Annotated in this window: 13 protein-coding genes; 2 read left to right on the top strand and 11 right to left on the bottom strand. The window is 73.1% G+C overall.

Annotated features, from left to right (window positions below; translation table 11 throughout):
• Nucleotides 1–62: 62 nt before the first annotated feature.
• From ACFWRV_RS30525 to pdhA, 7 genes are all read right to left on the bottom strand, one after another.
• Nucleotides 63–1,055 (bottom strand): NAD(P)H-quinone oxidoreductase, encoded by a 993-nt coding sequence (locus ACFWRV_RS30525; RefSeq protein ID WP_384339128.1) that lies wholly within the window; start codon nucleotides 1,053–1,055, stop codon nucleotides 63–65.
• Between the two features lie 90 nt (nucleotides 1,056–1,145).
• Nucleotides 1,146–2,282, bottom strand: coding sequence for a potassium channel family protein (locus tag ACFWRV_RS30520; RefSeq protein WP_384339126.1), 1,137 nt, complete (start codon nucleotides 2,280–2,282; stop codon nucleotides 1,146–1,148).
• On the bottom strand, nucleotides 2,240–3,988 hold the full coding sequence (locus ACFWRV_RS30515; protein ID WP_384339124.1) for a molybdopterin molybdotransferase MoeA: 1,749 nt from the start codon (nucleotides 3,986–3,988) through the stop codon (nucleotides 2,240–2,242). The genes ACFWRV_RS30520 and ACFWRV_RS30515 overlap by 43 nt, the downstream gene beginning before the upstream one ends.
• Entirely contained in the window at nucleotides 3,985–4,923 is a 939-nt protein-coding gene (locus ACFWRV_RS30510; protein WP_384339122.1) for a DUF6457 domain-containing protein, read from the bottom strand. Before ACFWRV_RS30510 ends, ACFWRV_RS30515 begins: the two co-directional genes overlap by 4 nt.
• Before the next feature lie 111 nt (nucleotides 4,924–5,034).
• Nucleotides 5,035–6,513: a dihydrolipoamide acetyltransferase family protein gene (locus ACFWRV_RS30505; RefSeq protein WP_384339120.1), complete on the bottom strand. Its 1,479-nt coding sequence runs from the start codon at nucleotides 6,511–6,513 to the stop codon at nucleotides 5,035–5,037.
• Nucleotides 6,513–7,544 (bottom strand): alpha-ketoacid dehydrogenase subunit beta, encoded by a 1,032-nt coding sequence (locus tag ACFWRV_RS30500; protein ID WP_384339118.1) that lies wholly within the window; start codon nucleotides 7,542–7,544, stop codon nucleotides 6,513–6,515. Before ACFWRV_RS30500 ends, ACFWRV_RS30505 begins: the two co-directional genes overlap by 1 nt.
• Nucleotides 7,541–8,701, bottom strand: a complete 1,161-nt coding sequence (gene pdhA, locus ACFWRV_RS30495) for a pyruvate dehydrogenase (acetyl-transferring) E1 component subunit alpha (RefSeq protein WP_384339116.1) — start codon at nucleotides 8,699–8,701, stop codon at nucleotides 7,541–7,543. The genes ACFWRV_RS30500 and pdhA overlap by 4 nt, the downstream gene beginning before the upstream one ends.
• A gap of 242 nt (nucleotides 8,702–8,943) precedes the next feature.
• Here pdhA and ACFWRV_RS30490 point away from each other — a divergent pair, with 242 nt between their 5' ends.
• Nucleotides 8,944–9,549 carry an Lrp/AsnC family transcriptional regulator gene (locus ACFWRV_RS30490; protein ID WP_384339114.1) on the top strand — a complete coding sequence of 202 codons (606 nt, stop codon included), beginning with the start codon at nucleotides 8,944–8,946 and terminating at the stop codon, nucleotides 9,547–9,549.
• Between the two features lie 15 nt (nucleotides 9,550–9,564).
• Here ACFWRV_RS30490 and ACFWRV_RS30485 read toward each other — a convergent pair whose 3' ends face one another.
• Nucleotides 9,565–10,164 carry a TetR/AcrR family transcriptional regulator gene (locus ACFWRV_RS30485; protein ID WP_205083547.1) on the bottom strand — a complete coding sequence of 200 codons (600 nt, stop codon included), beginning with the start codon at nucleotides 10,162–10,164 and terminating at the stop codon, nucleotides 9,565–9,567.
• Between the two features lie 123 nt (nucleotides 10,165–10,287).
• Here ACFWRV_RS30485 and paaN point away from each other — a divergent pair, with 123 nt between their 5' ends.
• Nucleotides 10,288–11,988, top strand: a complete 1,701-nt coding sequence (gene paaN / locus ACFWRV_RS30480) for a phenylacetic acid degradation protein PaaN (protein WP_384339112.1) — start codon at nucleotides 10,288–10,290, stop codon at nucleotides 11,986–11,988.
• Here paaN and ACFWRV_RS30475 read toward each other — a convergent pair whose 3' ends face one another.
• The 3 genes from ACFWRV_RS30475 to ACFWRV_RS30465 are packed head-to-tail and all read right to left on the bottom strand — an operon-like array spanning nucleotide 11,989 to nucleotide 14,896.
• A complete protein-coding gene (locus tag ACFWRV_RS30475) occupies nucleotides 11,989–12,693 on the bottom strand; it encodes a TrmH family RNA methyltransferase (RefSeq protein ID WP_384339110.1) in 705 nt (234 codons plus the stop codon). It abuts the gene before it with no gap.
• Nucleotides 12,690–14,048 carry an HTTM domain-containing protein gene (locus tag ACFWRV_RS30470; protein WP_384339108.1) on the bottom strand — a complete coding sequence of 453 codons (1,359 nt, stop codon included), beginning with the start codon at nucleotides 14,046–14,048 and terminating at the stop codon, nucleotides 12,690–12,692. The genes ACFWRV_RS30475 and ACFWRV_RS30470 overlap by 4 nt, the downstream gene beginning before the upstream one ends.
• The gene (locus ACFWRV_RS30465; RefSeq protein WP_384339106.1) at nucleotides 14,045–14,896 is read right to left on the bottom strand and encodes a DUF5819 family protein; all 852 of its coding nucleotides are present in this window, start codon (nucleotides 14,894–14,896) and stop codon (nucleotides 14,045–14,047) included. The genes ACFWRV_RS30470 and ACFWRV_RS30465 overlap by 4 nt, the downstream gene beginning before the upstream one ends.
• Between the last annotated feature and the right edge of the window lie 56 nt (nucleotides 14,897–14,952).

Raw genomic sequence — 14,952 nt, 5'->3', positions numbered from 1 at the left:
GGGTGTGCCGTGGGGGTGTGTGCCGCCGGGCCCCTCGTCGTACGGGTGGCCGGCTACGGAGGTCAGGCGCCGGCCGACGGTGTGACCAGCAGGACCTTGCCGATGTGCGCGCTGGACTCCAGCACCCGGTGCGCCTCGGCGGCGTCCGCCATCGGCAGCGCCCGGTCCACCACGGGCTTGACCACCCCGCCGCCGATCAACGGCCACACGTGGTCGCGTACGGCGGCGACGATGGCGGCCTTCTCGTGGAGCGGCCGGCCCCGCAGGGAGGTCGCGGTGACGGCGGCCCGCTTGGTCAGCAGGGCGCCGAGGTTCAGTTCGCCCTTGGCGCCGCCCTGGAGACCGATGATCGCGAGGCGGCCGTTGACGGCGAGCGCCTGGACGTTCCGCTCCAGGTACTTGGCGCCGATGAGGTCCAGGATGACGTCGGCGCCCGCTCCGGCGGTGTTCTCGCGCAGCTCCTCGACAAAGTCCTGCTCGCGGTAGTTGATGAGGATGTCCGCCCCCAGCTCGGCGCACCGGGCGAGCTTCTCCGGGCTGCCCGCCGTGACCGCGACCCGGGCGCCGACCGCCTTCGCCAGCTGGATCGCCATCGTGCCGATGCCGCTGGAACCGCCGTGGACCAGGAAGGTCTCGCCGGGGCGGAGGTGGGACACCATGAAGACATTGGACCACACCGTGGCGGTGACCTCGGGCAGCGCCGCGGCCTCCACCAGGTCGACGCCCTCCGGTACGGGCAGGAGCTGGCCGGCCGGAACGGCGACCTTCTCCGCGTAGCCGCCGCCCGCCAGCAGCGCGCACACGGCGTCGCCGACCGCCCATCCGGTCACCCCGGGACCGAGCGCGAGGACGCGGCCCGCGCACTCCAGGCCGGGGTAGGGGGAAGCGCCGGGCGGCGGGTCGTAGAAGCCCTGCCGCTGGAGCACGTCGGCGCGGTTCACGGCGCTGGCGACGACCTCGACGAGGACCTCGCCGTCGCCGGGTACGGGATCGGGCACCTCGGCCCACACGAGCGCCTCGGGGCCACCGGGTTCGGGAATCGTGATCGCATGCATGGCCGCGAGGCTACTCCGGCTCGGCGTACGGTCCGGGGCACGGCGTGCGGTCCGGGGCCGGCGTTCCGGCCGAGGAGGCGCGCGTTGCGATCAGGGGCGCGGCGGCATCGAGGTGTGCGGCACCGAGGCGGAGCTGGGGCTCTTCCGCACGATGGTGATGACCCGGTCCGTCAGCTGCAACGGGCTCGCCGCCGGGTCGTCGTAACCGAGCAGCCGGTGCCCGCGCAGCACACTGACCACGAGGTCCTCCGTCTCTCGTACGTTCTTGCCCACCTCGGCCTTTATGACCGGCCGTTCGACCAGGTCGAGGCCGCTGCCCTGCTGGATCAGATCCTCCATCACGGTGCCCGCGCTGGGGCTGAGGACGGAGAGGCCGAGCAGCCGTCCGGCGGCACTGGCGCTGGTGATCACGGCGTCGGCGCCGGACTGCCGCAGCAGGGGGGCGTTCTCCTCCTCCCGCACGGCCGCCACGATCTTCGCCCCGCGGTTCAACTGCCGCGCGGTCAGGGCGACCAGCACGGCGGTGTCGTCGCGCTGGGTGGCAATGATGATCTGACGCGCCTTCTGGAGCTCGGCGCGCAGCAGGACATCGCTGCGGGTGGCGTCGCCGAGCACGCCGGTGAAGCCCTCGGCATTGGCGGCCTCGATCACCTTGGAGGCCGGATCGACGACGACGATCTGGTCTTTCGACAGGCCGGTGGTGCAGAGGGTCAGGATCGCCGAGCGGCCCTTCGTTCCGAAGCCGACGACGACGGTGTGGTCTCGCAAGTTGGATCTCCAACGCTTCAGCCGGAAGTCCTCCCGGGTCCGTTCCGTGAGGACTTCGAGAGTGGTACCGACCAGGATGATCAGGAAGAGCACGCGCAGCGGTGTCACGAGCACCACGTTGATCAGCCTGGCTCCGTCGCTGTACGGGGTGATGTCCCCGTACCCGGTGGTGGAGAGGGTGACCGTCGCGTAGTAGACCGCGTCGAGCAGATCGACCTTGCCGTCGGCGTTGTCGTTGTAGCCACCGCGGTCGAGCCAGACGATCAGCACGGTCGCGGTCAGCACGAGCAGCGCCATCAGCAGGCGCTTGCCGACCTGCCGAGCCGGACCGAGGGCCACCCGCCGGGGGAGCATCACCCGGGTTAGCACGACCACTTCTTCGGCTCGCCTGGCCATCGCATCATGGCCGGGAAGTTTCACGTGAAACACCCTTCCGTCCACGGCGTCGCCGGGGCCCATGGGAGATCCAGAATCTCCACCTCGGTGCCGGACCGTACCCCGCCCGGCGGCACAACTGCCAGCCCGTCCGCCGCGGCGATCCCCCGCAGCATCGCGGGCCCGTTGTAACGCAGCGGCGCGACATGGTCCCGGGCACCCGCCCGGCCCGCGCGGTGGACCACGGGGACGAGGCGGGTGTCGTGCGGATGGCCGGGCACGTCGGCATGGACGAGGGCCCGGTACGCGTCCTGGGCGGGGCGGCCCGCGATGCCCGCGAGGAGCGGCTCCGCGAGTGTCAGCAGACCCGATACGGCCGCCAGCGGATTGCCGGGCAGCCCGACGAGATACGGCCCGTCCGGCGACAGCCTCGCCAGCAGCATGGGGTGGCCGGGGCGGACCGCGACCCCGTCCACCAGAAGTTCGGCCCCGAGGGCGTCGAGGACCGGGTGCACATGGTCGACCGGGCCGGCGGCGGTGCCGCCGGTGGTGACGATCAGGTCGGCGTCGGACGCGGCGAGGGCGTCGCGCAGCGCCCCGGCGTCGTCCCCGAGACGGCGGGGTCCGGAGACCTCGGCTCCCAGGGCCCGCAGCCAGGGGCCGAGCATGGGTCCGAGGGCGTCCCGGATCAGCCCGTCGTGCGGCAGACCGGCGGCGAGCAGTTCGTCGCCGAGGACAAGGATGTCGACGCGTGGGCGGGGCACAGCGGGCAGCGCGTCGTACCCGGCGGCCGCGGCGAGGCCGAGCACCGCCGGGGTCACGACCGTTCCGGCCGGGACGAGCTGCTCGCCCGAGCGGCACTCCTGGCCCCGGGGCCTGATGTCCTGCCCGGTGGCCACGGGCCGCCGGGCGTGCAGCAGCCCCTTGGCCTCGTCGGCGTGCGCGTGCTCGCTGCGGATGACCGCCGTGGCGTCGGGCGGGACGCGGGCACCGGTGGCGATCCGTACGGCGGTGCCGTCGGGCAGCGCGTCGGCCGGGCCGCGACCGGCGAGGATTCCCGCCCCCGCCTCGTACGCCCAGGGCCCGGGACCGGCGACCGCCCAGCCGTCCATGGCCGAGGTGTCGAAGGACGGCAGATCGGTGAGCGCGCCGAGCGTCTCGGCCAGCACGTGCCCGAGCGCACGGTCGAGCGGCAACCGGATCGTCGCGGGCGGACCGGCCCGCCCGGCCCTGGCCGCGACCGCCCGCGCCCGGTCCCAGGACAGGGCTGGTGCGGGAGTCCGGGTGGCGCGGGGCGAGGGGGATCCCGGCAAGGCTTCCGTGGGGCCGCCCGGGGAGGCCCGATCGGGCAACGACCGCTGATCGCTGTCGGACGCCTGGGCGGGGGCGGGGGCGGGGCGACGGTCGCCCAGTCCGCTGTTCCGGCCGTCGCCCAGGCTCTCGTTCGGGCCGGTATTCCAGCCGTCGCCCAGGCTCTCGGTCGGGCCGCTGTTCCGGCTATCGCCCAGGCTCTCGTTCGGGCCGCTGTTCCAGCTATCGCCCGGGTCCTCGTTCGGGTCGCTGTTCCGGCCGTCGTCACCCGGGTCCCCGTTCGGGGCACTGATCCGGCCGTCGCCGAAGCCGCCGTCCCGGGTGTCCCGGCCGTGGCCCGGACGCCGGCTCGACCCGCCGACGAGGGCGAGCGCCTGCTCGACGGCCCGCTCCTCCTCCTCGCGTGCGAGGTCGCGCCCGGACCCGGCGGGGCGGCGGTCGCTGCCGGGCTCACGCAGCGGCCCGTCGGAGCCGGTCATGGTGTCCCGGTCCCCTCGCGGCCCGCGTCGGGCTTCGCCGCGCCCGCAGGCCCGCCCGCCGTGTCGCTCTCCCCCTTCGCCGCCGCTGCCGCCTCCGCCTCCCAGCGCAGAGCGAGGGCGGTGGCCTTGCGGGAGGCCTCCGCGACCGCTGCGGCGGCCTCGTCGGGCCCCGCGCCGGCACTCGCCCTGGCCGCCGCGTACCCGACCAGGAAGGTCGTGAGCGGAGCAGCGGGCCGGGCGACTCCGTGCGCGGCGTCACGGGCGAGGTCGAGCAGGACACCGGTGTCGACGTCGAGTTCGATTCCCAGTTCGTTCTTGACCGAGGTGATCCATTCGTCCAGCACGGCCCCATGCTCCCTGATCCGGGCTCGGGCGGCGGCGATGTCGTCCCAAGTGTCGCAGTCGAACGCGGCGTCAGGACCCGCGTCGACCCGTGCGAGGTCCAGATCCGCCGTCAGAAGCCGGAGCGGCAGCCCGGCGAGGCCCCCGTACTCGGTGGCGATCAGGCCCAGCTCCCGGCGGAGCGGTTCGGCACGGTAGGCGGCGACGAGCGGCTGGTCACGCCCGTCGGGGTCGACGCACAGGGCCCCTTCCCGGCCGGGCTGTCCGGCGGCGGCGAGCAGCGCGTCGACCGTGCCCGGGCCGAGGAACGGGAGGTCGGCGGAGAGGACGAGGACGCGCTCCGCCGTGGTCAGCCGCAGCCCCGCGCCCAGCGCCGCCAACGGGCCGCCTCCCTGGGGCACTTCGCAGGTCCAGACGACTGGTCTCGCGGTCGCCCGACGTCCGCCCACCACGACGGTCAGCGCCGCGCCGGCGCTCGCCGCGAGGACGCGGTCGAGCAGCGCCCGGCCGCCCACCCGGACTGCTGGCTTGTCGGCGCCGCCGAGCCGCTTCGCGGCCCCGCCGGCAAGGACGATCACGTCATAGGCGGTCATACGTCGAGTATGGGCGGCACCCCGGAACGACGCGCCCGCCGGGGTGGCCGGAAGACCCGGCCGGCCCGGCGGGGCGCCTCAGGGGGAGCCGCCGGTCGCGCACCTGCGCGGCTACAGGGTGCGCAGCAGCACCGCCGGCTGCTCCACGCAGTCCGCCACGTACCGGAGGAAGCCGCCCGCCGTTCCGCCGTCGCACACCCGGTGGTCGAAGGTGAGGGACAGCTGCACGACCTGACGTACGGCCAGTTCGCCTCGGTGCACCCAGGGTTTGGGCATGATCCGGCCGACCCCGAGCATCGCCGCTTCCGGGTGGTTGATGATCGGTGTCGAGCCGTCGACCCCGAACACCCCGTAGTTGTTCAGCGTGAACGTGCCCCCGGTCAGCTGGGCCGGGCTGAGCTTCCCGGTGCGAGCCAGCTCGGTCAGCCGGGCGATCTCGGCCCCGATCGACTCGGCGTTACGGGTGTGCGCGTCCCGGACGACCGGGACGACGAGGCCCCGCTCGGTCTGGGCCGCGAACCCGAGGTGCACGCCGGGCAGCCGGACGATCTCCCGGGCCTCCGTGTCCACGGTGGAGTTGAGCTCGGGGAACCGGGCCAGCGCCGCCGTGCAGATCCTCGCCAGCAGGGCCAGGACCGACACCTTCGGCCCGGCGGACGGGCCCGTGGCGGCGTTCATCGCGGCCCTGACCGCCATCAGCTCGGTGGCGTCGGCGTCGACCCAGCAGGTGGCGTCGGGGATCTCGGTGCGGCTGCGCGACAGCTTGTCGGCGACCGCTCCGCGCACCCCGCGCAGCGGAATCCGTTCGGCGGCCGGAGCAGCGGGTACGCCGGTCGCGGGCGCGGCCACAGCCGCCGGTGCCTGGTCCTGTGCCTGTACCTGTGCCTGTGCCGGGCGCGCCGTCGTCGTCGCCGTCTCCTCCGCCGTCCGGATCGCCCGGTCGACGTCGGCGCGCAGGATCAGCCCGTCGGGGCCGGAACCCGCCAGCCGTCGCAGATCGATGTCGTGCTGCCGGGCCAGTCGGCGTACCAGCGGAGAGACCACCGGCACGGGGCCCTCCCGGTCCGGCGCGAGAACCGCCGCCGGGGCGGGAGCCGTGGCGGATGCCGTCACCGCGTCGGGCCCCGGGGAAACGGTCGCGGTCACGATCGCGGCCACGGGAGCCGTGGCGGATGCCGTCACCGGGGCAGTCACGACGACGTCGGCCCGCGCCCGGTCGAGACGGTCCGGACGGATGCGCCGACGGCGTGCGGCGGGTGCGCCGGTCCCGTACCCCACGAGCACGTTCCCCGACCCGCCCGAGGGCTCCTTGTCGGAGCCGGAAGAGGAGGACGACCCCTCCGGCGCTCCGACGGCGACCGTCAGCAGCGGTGCGCCGACGGGAAGTTCCGTGCCCTCCTCGCCGAACCGTGCGGTCACCACGCCCCCGTAGGGGCAGGGCACCTCCACCATGGCCTTGGCCGTCTCGACCTCGACGACGGGCTGGTCGATGGCGACGACATCGCCGACCTCCACCAGCCAGCGGACGATCTCCGCCTCGGTCAGGCCCTCACCGAGGTCCGGCAGCTTGAATTCGAGCACCTGGGCCATCAGCTGTCCGCCTCCCACTGCAACCGGGCCACCGCGTCGAGCACGCGGTCCACTCCCGGCAGATGGTGCCGCTCCAGCATGGGCGGCGGATAGGGGATGTCGAACCCGGCCACCCGCAGCACCGGGGCCTCCAGATGGTGGAAGCACCGCTCGGTGATCCGGGCCGCGATCTCGCCGCCGGGCCCGCCGAATCCGGGGGACTCGTGGACGACGACCGCCCGTCCGGTGCGCCGCACCGACGCGGCCACCGTCTCGTCGTCGAACGGCACCAGCGAGCGCAGGTCCACCACTTCGAGGTCCCAGCCCTCGGCGAGCGCCGCTTCGGCGGCCTCCACGCAGACCGGCAGGGAGGGCCCGTACGTGATCAGGGTGGCGCTGCGCCCGGGCCGGCGGACGACGGCCCTGCCGATCGGCTCGACCGCGGCGGGGGCCTCGGGCGACCAGTCGGACTTGGACCAGTAGAGCCGCTTCGGCTCCAGGAAGATCACCGGGTCGTCCGAGGCGATCGACTCCCGCAGCAGCCCGTACGCGTCGTCCACCGTGGCCGGGGTGACGACGTGCAGGCCGGGGGTGGCCATGTAGTACGCCTCGGAGGAGTCGCTGTGGTGCTCGACCCCGCCGATCCCGCCGCCGTACGGCACCCGCACGGTGATCGGTAGCGGCATGGCCCCGCCGGTGCGGTTGCGCATCTTGGCGACATGGCTCATCAGCTGCTCGAACGCCGGATAGGCGAAGGCGTCGAACTGCATCTCCACCACGGGCCGCAGCCCGTACATCGCCATGCCGACGGCCGCGCCGAGGATGCCCGCCTCGGCCAGCGGGGTGTCGGTGCAGCGGTCGTCGCCGAACTCCTTCGCCAGCCCGTCGGTGATCCGGAAGACCCCGCCGAGCGTGCCCACGTCCTCACCGAGCACGTGGACGGTGGGGTCCTCGGCCATCGAGTCGCGCAGCGCGCGCCCGAGGGCCTGCGCCATCGTGGCCGGTTTCGCCTTCACGGGGCGACCGTCGGCCGTCACTGCCGCGGTGGTCATCGTCCTGCCTCCGGGCCGTGCTCGTCGTGGTCCTGCTCGGCGTCCAGCTCGGCGCGCAGGGCGGCGGCCTGCTCCCGGAGCTGGCTCGTCTGCTCGGCGTACACATGGGTGAAGAGGTCCATCGGGGCCAGATCCGGATCCGCGTTCATCCGGTCGCGCAGGGCGGCGGCCATCCGTTCCGCGGCCTCCTTCGCCTGCTCGATGCCCGCGTCGTCCAGCAGCCCGCGCTCCGTCAGCTCCCGCTCCAGAAGCCGCACCGGGTCGTGCGCCTTCCACGCCTCGACCTCGCTGTCGACCCGGTAGCGGGTGGCGTCGTCGGCGTTGGTGTGGGCCTCCATGCGATAGGTGACCGCCTCGACCAGGGTCGGGCCCTCGCCGCGCCGGGCTCGCGCCACGGCCTCGCTGAGCACCTGGTGCACCGCCGCGGCGTCGTTGCCGTCGACCAGGCGGCCCGGCATCCCGTATCCGACGGCCTTGTGGGCGAGGGAGGGGGCGGCGGTCTGCTTGGCCAGCGGCACGGAGATCGCGAAGCCGTTGTTCTGCACGAAGAAGACGACCGGGGCCTTCCAGACGGCCGCGAAGTTCAGCGCCTCGTGGAAGTCACCCTCGCTGGTGCCGCCGTCGCCGACCATGGCGAGCGCCACCACGTCGTCGCCCTTGAGCCGGGCGGCGTGCGCCAGTCCCACGGCGTGCGGGAGCTGGGTGGCGAGTGGGGTGCAGAGCGGGGCGATGCGGTGCTCGCGCGGGTCGTAGCCGGTGTGCCGGTCCCCGCGCAGCAGGGTCAGCGCCTCGACCGGGTCCAGTCCGCGCGCGACGGCCGCCAGCGTGTCGCGGTAGCTGGGGAAGAGCCAGTCGCGCTCCTCCAGGACCAGGGCGGCGGCGATCTCGCACGCCTCCTGGCCGGTGCTCGACGGGTAGACCGCCAGTCGGCCCTGCTTCGTCAGCGCGGTGGCCTGGGCGTTGTAGCGGCGCCCGCGGACCAGCTCCGCGTGGAGCCGGAGCAACAGTTCGGGGTCGACGTCGGCGACCGCGTCCGTACCGAGCACCCGGTAGGGCTCCGGGTCCGGGAGCAGCGGGGCGGGGTCGGTGATCGGCTTCCAGGCCGGGGGCGGCGTGGGCCGGTAGGCGGCCGCGCCGGGCAGCTCTTGGACCGTCATGAGAAGCACCTCCTGGCATCGAGGGAGATCGAGGGTGTCGATCGGCGGTGTCGATGGGTGTCGATGGTGTCGATCGGGAGCGAGACATCGAGGGGTGGGCGGGGCACGGGTGTGGTGTGCCTCACCTACCGATTGTTCGGTCGCAAGGGCATTTTGGCTACAGGCGCCGCCAGCCTGTGGACAAACGGTTCTCCACAGCCTGGGATAGGGACAGGTCGTCCACGACAGGGAGGCGCGGGCCGATGGCAGCTGAACAAATGGCCGACAAGGGCGAGGAGCCGGGCCAGGCCCCGCCCGCCGTCACGCCGCCGACCGCGCCCGCGGTCGTACCGTCGGCCGCCCCCGGGGGCCCGCTGCCGGAGCCGCCCCCGGTACCGCCCGCGCGGCCGCTGGACGCCATCGACCGCGACATCCTGCGCATCCTCCAGACGGACGGCCGCGCCTCGATACGGTCCGTGGCCGAACGGGTCCACGTCTCGCGCGCCAACGCCTACGCCCGGATCAACCGGCTCGTCGAGGACGGTGTGATCCGTGGCTTCGGCGCCCGGGTCGACCACGAGCGGGCGGGCCAGGGGGCGTCCGCGTACATCACGCTCAAGATCGTGCAGAACTCCTGGCGCACCGTGCGCGAGCAGCTTCAGGCGCTGCCCGGGGCCACGCACATCGCCCTGGTCAGCGGCGACTTCGACGTACTGCTCCTGGTGCACACGCCGGACAACCGGGCGCTCCGCGAGCTGGTCCTCACCCGGATCCAGTCCATCCCCGAGGTGCTCTCGACGCGCACGCTGCTGGTGTTCGAGGAGACGGACCTCGGACCGCGCCCGGACCCGCCGGCCGAACTCGCCTGACCGCGCCGAGCCGGCTCAGCGGGTGCCGCTCGCCCGCATTCCCTCGAAGGCCAGCTGGACGACCGTGTCCGCGAGCTGCTCCTCCCCCGGAAATCCGCCCGGCTGCGGCCGGTACCACTCGACCAGCGAGTTGACCATGCCGAACAGCAGCCGGGTCGCCAGCCGTATGTCCACGTCCGCCCGCAGATCGCCCTCGGCGACCGCGGCCTGAAGCAGCTCCGACACCCGCTGGTCGAACTCGCGGCGCCGCTCCAGCGCCCACCGCTCCGTCTTCGTGTTGCCGCGCACGCGCAGCAGCAGGGTGACGTAGGGAACCTCCGCCATCAGCACATCGACGGTCCGGCGCGTGACGTACTCGACCCGCTCGACCGCGCGCCCGCGCTGCGCCCCCGGCTCGTCGAGGATGGCGAAGAGCCCGTCGAGCGCCCGGCTCACGGCCCGGCGCAGCAGCTCCTCCTTGCCCGCCACATGGTGGTAGATGGAGGATTTCGAGATGCCCGCCGCCCGGGAGAGATGCTCCATGGACGTGCCGTCGTAGCCGCGCTCGTTGAAGACACGGACGGCGACGGTGAGCAGGGTCTCCGGTGTGTACGTGTCCCGCTTGGCCGTGGTCATGTCCGCGATCCTCCCCCATGAGTTGTCCACAGGTTCCCTGGGGCCCCTTGTCCCGACCGATCGTTCGGTTACTCTAACTCCGTCCGTACGTCCCCGCCCGGCTCGATGAGGAGTTGGTCCGCCATGGCCTCCGCGCTCACCCCCCAGCAGCTGTCCGAGACCCACCGGCCCACGCTCGACCAGGCCCTCGATGTGATCCGCACCCGCGCGTACTGGTCACCGCACCCCGAGCACCCGAAGGCGTACGGCGAGGGCGGCGCCCCGGGCAGCCTCGGGGCGGCCGAGGGCAAGGCCGCCTTCGACGCTCTGCTGGGCGCCCGGCTCGACCTGGGGCAGCCCGGCACCGACGGCTGGACCGGGGGCGAGGTCTCGCCGTACGGGCCGGAGCTCGGCGTCGAGTATCCGCACGCCGACCTGAACGTCCTGCTGCCGGCGATGAAGGCCGGCACGGGTGCCTGGCGGGCCGCGGGGCCGGAGATCCGGGCCCTGGTCTGTCTGGAGATCCTGTCGCGGATCAGCGCCCGCACCCACGAGCTGGCGCACGCGGTGATGCACACGAGCGGCCAGGCCTTCATGATGGCGTTCCAGGCGGGCGGCCCGCACGCCCAGGACCGCGGCCTGGAGGCCGTGGCGTACGCCTATCAGGAGCAGGTCCGCACCCCCGACGCCGCCGACTGGTCGAAGCCCCAGGGCAAGCGCGATCCGCTGAAGCTGCACAAGTCGTTCATCGCGTCCGGCCGCGGCCTCGCACTGGTCATCGGCTGCAACACCTTCCCCACCTGGAACGGCTACCCCGGCCTCTTCGCCTCCCTCGCCACGGGCAACCCGGTGCTGGTGAAGCCGCACCCGCGCGCGGTGCTCCCGCTGGCGCTCACGGTGTCCATCGCCCGCGAGGTGCTGAGCGAGGCGGGCTTCGACCCGAATCTGGTCGCGCTGGCCGCCGAGCGGCCCGGCGAGGGCATCGCCAAGACCCTGGCGGTCCGCCCCGAGATCCGGATCATCGACTACACCGGCTCGACCGCCTTCGGCGACTGGCTGGAGGAGAACGCCCGCCAGGCCCAGGTCTACACGGAGAAGGCCGGCGTCAACACGATCGTCGTCGACTCCACCGACGACTATCGGGGCATGCTGGCCAACCTGGCGTTCTCGCTCTCGCTGTACAGCGGCCAGATGTGCACCACTCCGCAGAACCTGCTGATTCCCCGGGACGGCATCGCCACCGACGACGGCGCCAAGTCCTACGACGACGTGGTCGCCGACATCGCGGCCGCCGTCACCGGACTGCTCGGCGACGACGCCCGCGCGTCCGCCCTGCTCGGCGCGCTGGTCAACCCGGACGTCAGGGCCCGGGTGGAGGCGGCCGGCGAGCTGGGCGAGGTGGCCCTGCCCTCGCGTGCGGTCGCCAACGCCGAGTTCCCCGACGCGGTCGTCCGTACGCCGGTCGTCGTGAAGCTCGACGGCACCAAGCCCGATGACGGCGCCGCCTACCTCTCGGAGTGCTTCGGGCCGGTGTCCTTCGCCGTCGCCGTCGAGTCGACGCCCGCCGCCCTGGATCTCCTGCGCCGCACGATCCGCGACAAGGGGGCGATGACCGTCGGCGCCTACACCACGTCCCCCGAGGTGGAGCGCGCGATCGAGGACGTCTGCCTGGACGAGTCGGCCCAGCTCTCGCTGAACCTGACCGGCGGGGTCTACGTCAACCAGACGGCCGCGTTCTCCGACTTCCACGGCTCGGGCGGAAACCCGGCGGCCAACGCGGCCCTGTGCGACGCGGCTTTCGTCGCCAACCGCTTCCGCGTGGTGGAGGTGCGCCGCCAGGCGTAGTCAGCGAGCGTCTCGCGGGTCCGGGACGTCGGCGTGGCGCTGCACCCACGCGTGCATCGCGATGGCCGCGGCCGCGCCGGCGTTGATGGACCGGGTCGAGCCGAACTGCGCGATCGAGCACACCATCGTGGCGTGCTCGCGCGCCTCCTCGGTCAGACCCGGGCCCTCCTGCCCGAACAGCAGGACGCAGCGGCGCGGCAGCTCGGTGCGCTCCAGCGGTACGGCGCCGGGGAGGTTGTCGATCCCGATGATCGGCAGCCCCTCGGCCGCCGCCCACGCGGTCAGGTCCGCCGTGTCGGGGTGGTGGCGCACATGCTGGTAGCGGTCGGTGACCATCGCGCCGCGCCGGTTCCAGCGCCGACGGCCCACGATGTGGATCTCCTTCGCCAGGAAGGCGTTGGCGGTCCGCACCACCGAGCCGATGTTGAAGTCGTGGCCCCAGTTCTCCACGGCCACGTGGAAGTCGTGCCGCCGCAGGTCGAGATCGGCGACGATCGCCTCCCGCGTCCAGTAGCGGTAAGCGTCACCGACGTTGCGCCGGTCGCCTTGGGCCAGCAGCTCGGGGTCGTACCGCTCGCCCTCGGGCCAGGGCCGCGGGTGCGGCCCGACACCGATCGGCTGGCCGTAGCCGTCGTCGTACTGGAGGGGTTCCGTCGGGAGAGGCTCCGTCGGGGGCTGCTGGGGTCTGCCGGTCTCACTGCTCACCCGACGAGCGTATGGCCCCCGCCGCCGCCCTGGCGCCGGGGCTCCTCCGGACCGCCGTGGCCGTCCGTCGCCGGACCGTCCTCGGAGGCGGGCGTCCAGGGCTTCGCGGGCGCACGGGACCGGCCGGGCAGCCGGGAGAACAGTCGTTGTTTGCCGGTCGTGACCCGGACCCCCAGCCACATGAGGAAGGCCGTCGGCAGGAAGACCGCGTCGGCCGCGATCATCGCCATGGAGAAGAAGGGCAGCCCGAGGAGCAGGGCGATCCCCGCGTGCTCGCAGATCATCACGCCCAGCAGGACGTTCTTGACCCGCCGGTTGAACAGCGTGAACGGAAAGGCGACCTGGACGATGACCGTGCCGTAGGTCAGCACCATCACCATCAGCCCGCTGGCGCCCAGGATGTCCGACAGGGCGGGCCACGGGGTGAAGTAGTCGAGGTTGAGCGGGTAGTAGAGCGCGGTGCCGTCCTGCCAGCGCGAGCCCTGGATCTTGTACCAGCCGGCGGTCGCGTAGATCAGGCAGACCTCGGCCATGATCACGGCGAGCGTGGCGTTGTGCGCGAGGTTGGCCAGCACGTCGAGCAGGGTGCGGGGCTCGCCGTGCGGCGCGTGACGGTTCACGCCCCACCAGGCCGCGGCGGAGAGCCAGATCGTCCACAGCAGAGCGGGGAGCCACCAGGTGCCGCCGAGCTCGTACGTCAGCGTGGCCACCACGAGGACGGGGCCGAGGAGCGCCCAGAGCACCGGGCCCACGATGTCCCGCGGCGGCGGCAGGCCCGCCGCGGCACGCCGCGCGTCGCGCGCCGCACGCCGGGCGTCCAGCGACCAGACCTGGGCGCAGCGGGTGAGCACGAGGTAGATCGCCATGAGGTGGACGACGTTGTCGCCGCCGTCGCCCATGAAGATGCTGCGGTTCTGCACGGAGAGCACGCCGACCATGAACAGGACGGACATGGTCCGGGTCCGCCAGCCGAGCATCAGGGCCGCGGCGGACAGCAGCGTGAGGACGTACACGGCCTCGAACCAGACCGTGCTGTCGGTCCACATCAGGACGGAGAAGGCCCCGTTGCCGTCGGTGAGCCGGCGGGCCAGGTCCCAGTGCCACGGGCCGTCGGGGCCGTACAGCTCATGGCGGTGCGGCAGCTCGCGCAGCAGGAAGAAGAGGTAGGTGGCGGCGAAACCGATCCGGACGACGGCGCTCTGGTACGGGCCGAGGGCGGAGGCGGTGACGCGCTGGAGGCCTCGGGCCAGCGGGCCACCGGGGCCTCCAGGGGCACCGGAGCGGGTACCGGCCGGGCGCGGGCCGGGCGGCTGCGGGGCCGCGTTCCGTGGGCTCGCGGGCGAGGGGATGGTCACTGGTTCGCCTCCACGCGCGCCGCGTCCCGGTCGGGTCCGTCCACGCCGTGCGCCGCGTCCCGGTTCTGATCCGCGTCACGCGCGGGAAGATCGTCGGGGTTCACGGTCCACCAGGGGAGTACGCGGTAGACGGGCCGGGTGCTGATCTTCTCGTTGCTCCACGGGGGCGGGGCGATGGAGCTGGTGGCGGAGCGGAGCTGGATGCGTTCGATCGTGCCGCCGTAGTCGCGCTCGCTCAGCCGCAGCATCGCGATGCGCCGCACGTAGCGCTCGGAGAGATCCCCGCGCAGGCCGTTGGGGCGGTTCTCGCTGTCGTGGGAGTTGATGTAGAAGTCCCAGCCCCGGCGGAGCTCGTTCTGGTCCACATGGCTGGGGAAGAGGTTGCCGCGTATGGCTTCGCTGTCCTCGTGGGTGAGGTTCATCCACCGCGTGGTGCGCCGGCCGTCCGCGCCCACCACATCGGCCCGCACATGGACGGCGATGTTCTGCTGGAGCGGGTTCGGCGCGAAGAGCTTCCAGTTCTGCTCGAACTCCGGGTAGATCCAGCTGTCGATCGTCTTCCCGTGCTGTTTGGTCAGCGTGTTGGACGGGGCGACGTGCAGGAACACCATGGCCACCTGCGTGCAGGCGAGCAGTCCGATCAGGGACAGCGCCAGGGCCGCGACCACCTGAAAGGGGAAGGAGAGCCCGGCTATGCCCAGGCCGGTGGCCGGGGCATCCGCCACCGGTGCCGGGGGCTTTTGCGGTATGGCTTCGGGTGTGTCCTGCGCCTCCGCCGGCCGGTTCAACGCCTGCGGCCAGGCGTCCTTTCCCCCACCCGCAGAGCTCCTGTCGTGGTCCGAATCCATCCCGCCCCGCTCACCGTCGATCACCACTCAGTTATCCACAGGGTTGACACCCTACG

Origin of the sequence: Streptomyces sp. NPDC058576 (genome assembly GCF_042718715.1) — a bacterium.
Classification (GTDB): Bacteria; Actinomycetota; Actinomycetes; order Streptomycetales; family Streptomycetaceae; genus Streptomyces.
Note: the sequence above shows the minus strand (reverse complement) of the source record. Positions and strands in the feature narration are given on the sequence as shown.

Excerpts from the sequence above, each read along its gene's own strand:
- ACFWRV_RS30525 (WP_384339128.1), bottom strand. The coding sequence starts at position 1,055 with ATGCATGCGATCACGATTCCCGAACCCGGTGGCCCCGAGGCGCTCGTG.
- ACFWRV_RS30515 (WP_384339124.1), bottom strand. The coding sequence starts at position 3,988 with ATGACCGGCTCCGACGGGCCGCTGCGTGAGCCCGGCAGCGACCGCCGC.
- ACFWRV_RS30505 (WP_384339120.1), bottom strand. The coding sequence starts at position 6,513 with ATGGCCCAGGTGCTCGAATTCAAGCTGCCGGACCTCGGTGAGGGCCTG.
- pdhA (WP_384339116.1), bottom strand. The coding sequence starts at position 8,701 with ATGACGGTCCAAGAGCTGCCCGGCGCGGCCGCCTACCGGCCCACGCCG.
- ACFWRV_RS30490 (WP_384339114.1), top strand. The coding sequence starts at position 8,944 with ATGGCAGCTGAACAAATGGCCGACAAGGGCGAGGAGCCGGGCCAGGCC.
- ACFWRV_RS30510 (WP_384339122.1), bottom strand. The coding sequence starts at position 4,923 with ATGACCGCCTATGACGTGATCGTCCTTGCCGGCGGGGCCGCGAAGCGG.
- ACFWRV_RS30465 (WP_384339106.1), bottom strand. The coding sequence starts at position 14,896 with ATGGATTCGGACCACGACAGGAGCTCTGCGGGTGGGGGAAAGGACGCC.
- ACFWRV_RS30500 (WP_384339118.1), bottom strand. The coding sequence starts at position 7,544 with ATGACCACCGCGGCAGTGACGGCCGACGGTCGCCCCGTGAAGGCGAAA.
- ACFWRV_RS30520 (WP_384339126.1), bottom strand. The coding sequence starts at position 2,282 with ATGGGCCCCGGCGACGCCGTGGACGGAAGGGTGTTTCACGTGAAACTT.
- paaN (WP_384339112.1), top strand. The coding sequence starts at position 10,288 with ATGGCCTCCGCGCTCACCCCCCAGCAGCTGTCCGAGACCCACCGGCCC.
- ACFWRV_RS30485 (WP_205083547.1), bottom strand. The coding sequence starts at position 10,164 with ATGACCACGGCCAAGCGGGACACGTACACACCGGAGACCCTGCTCACC.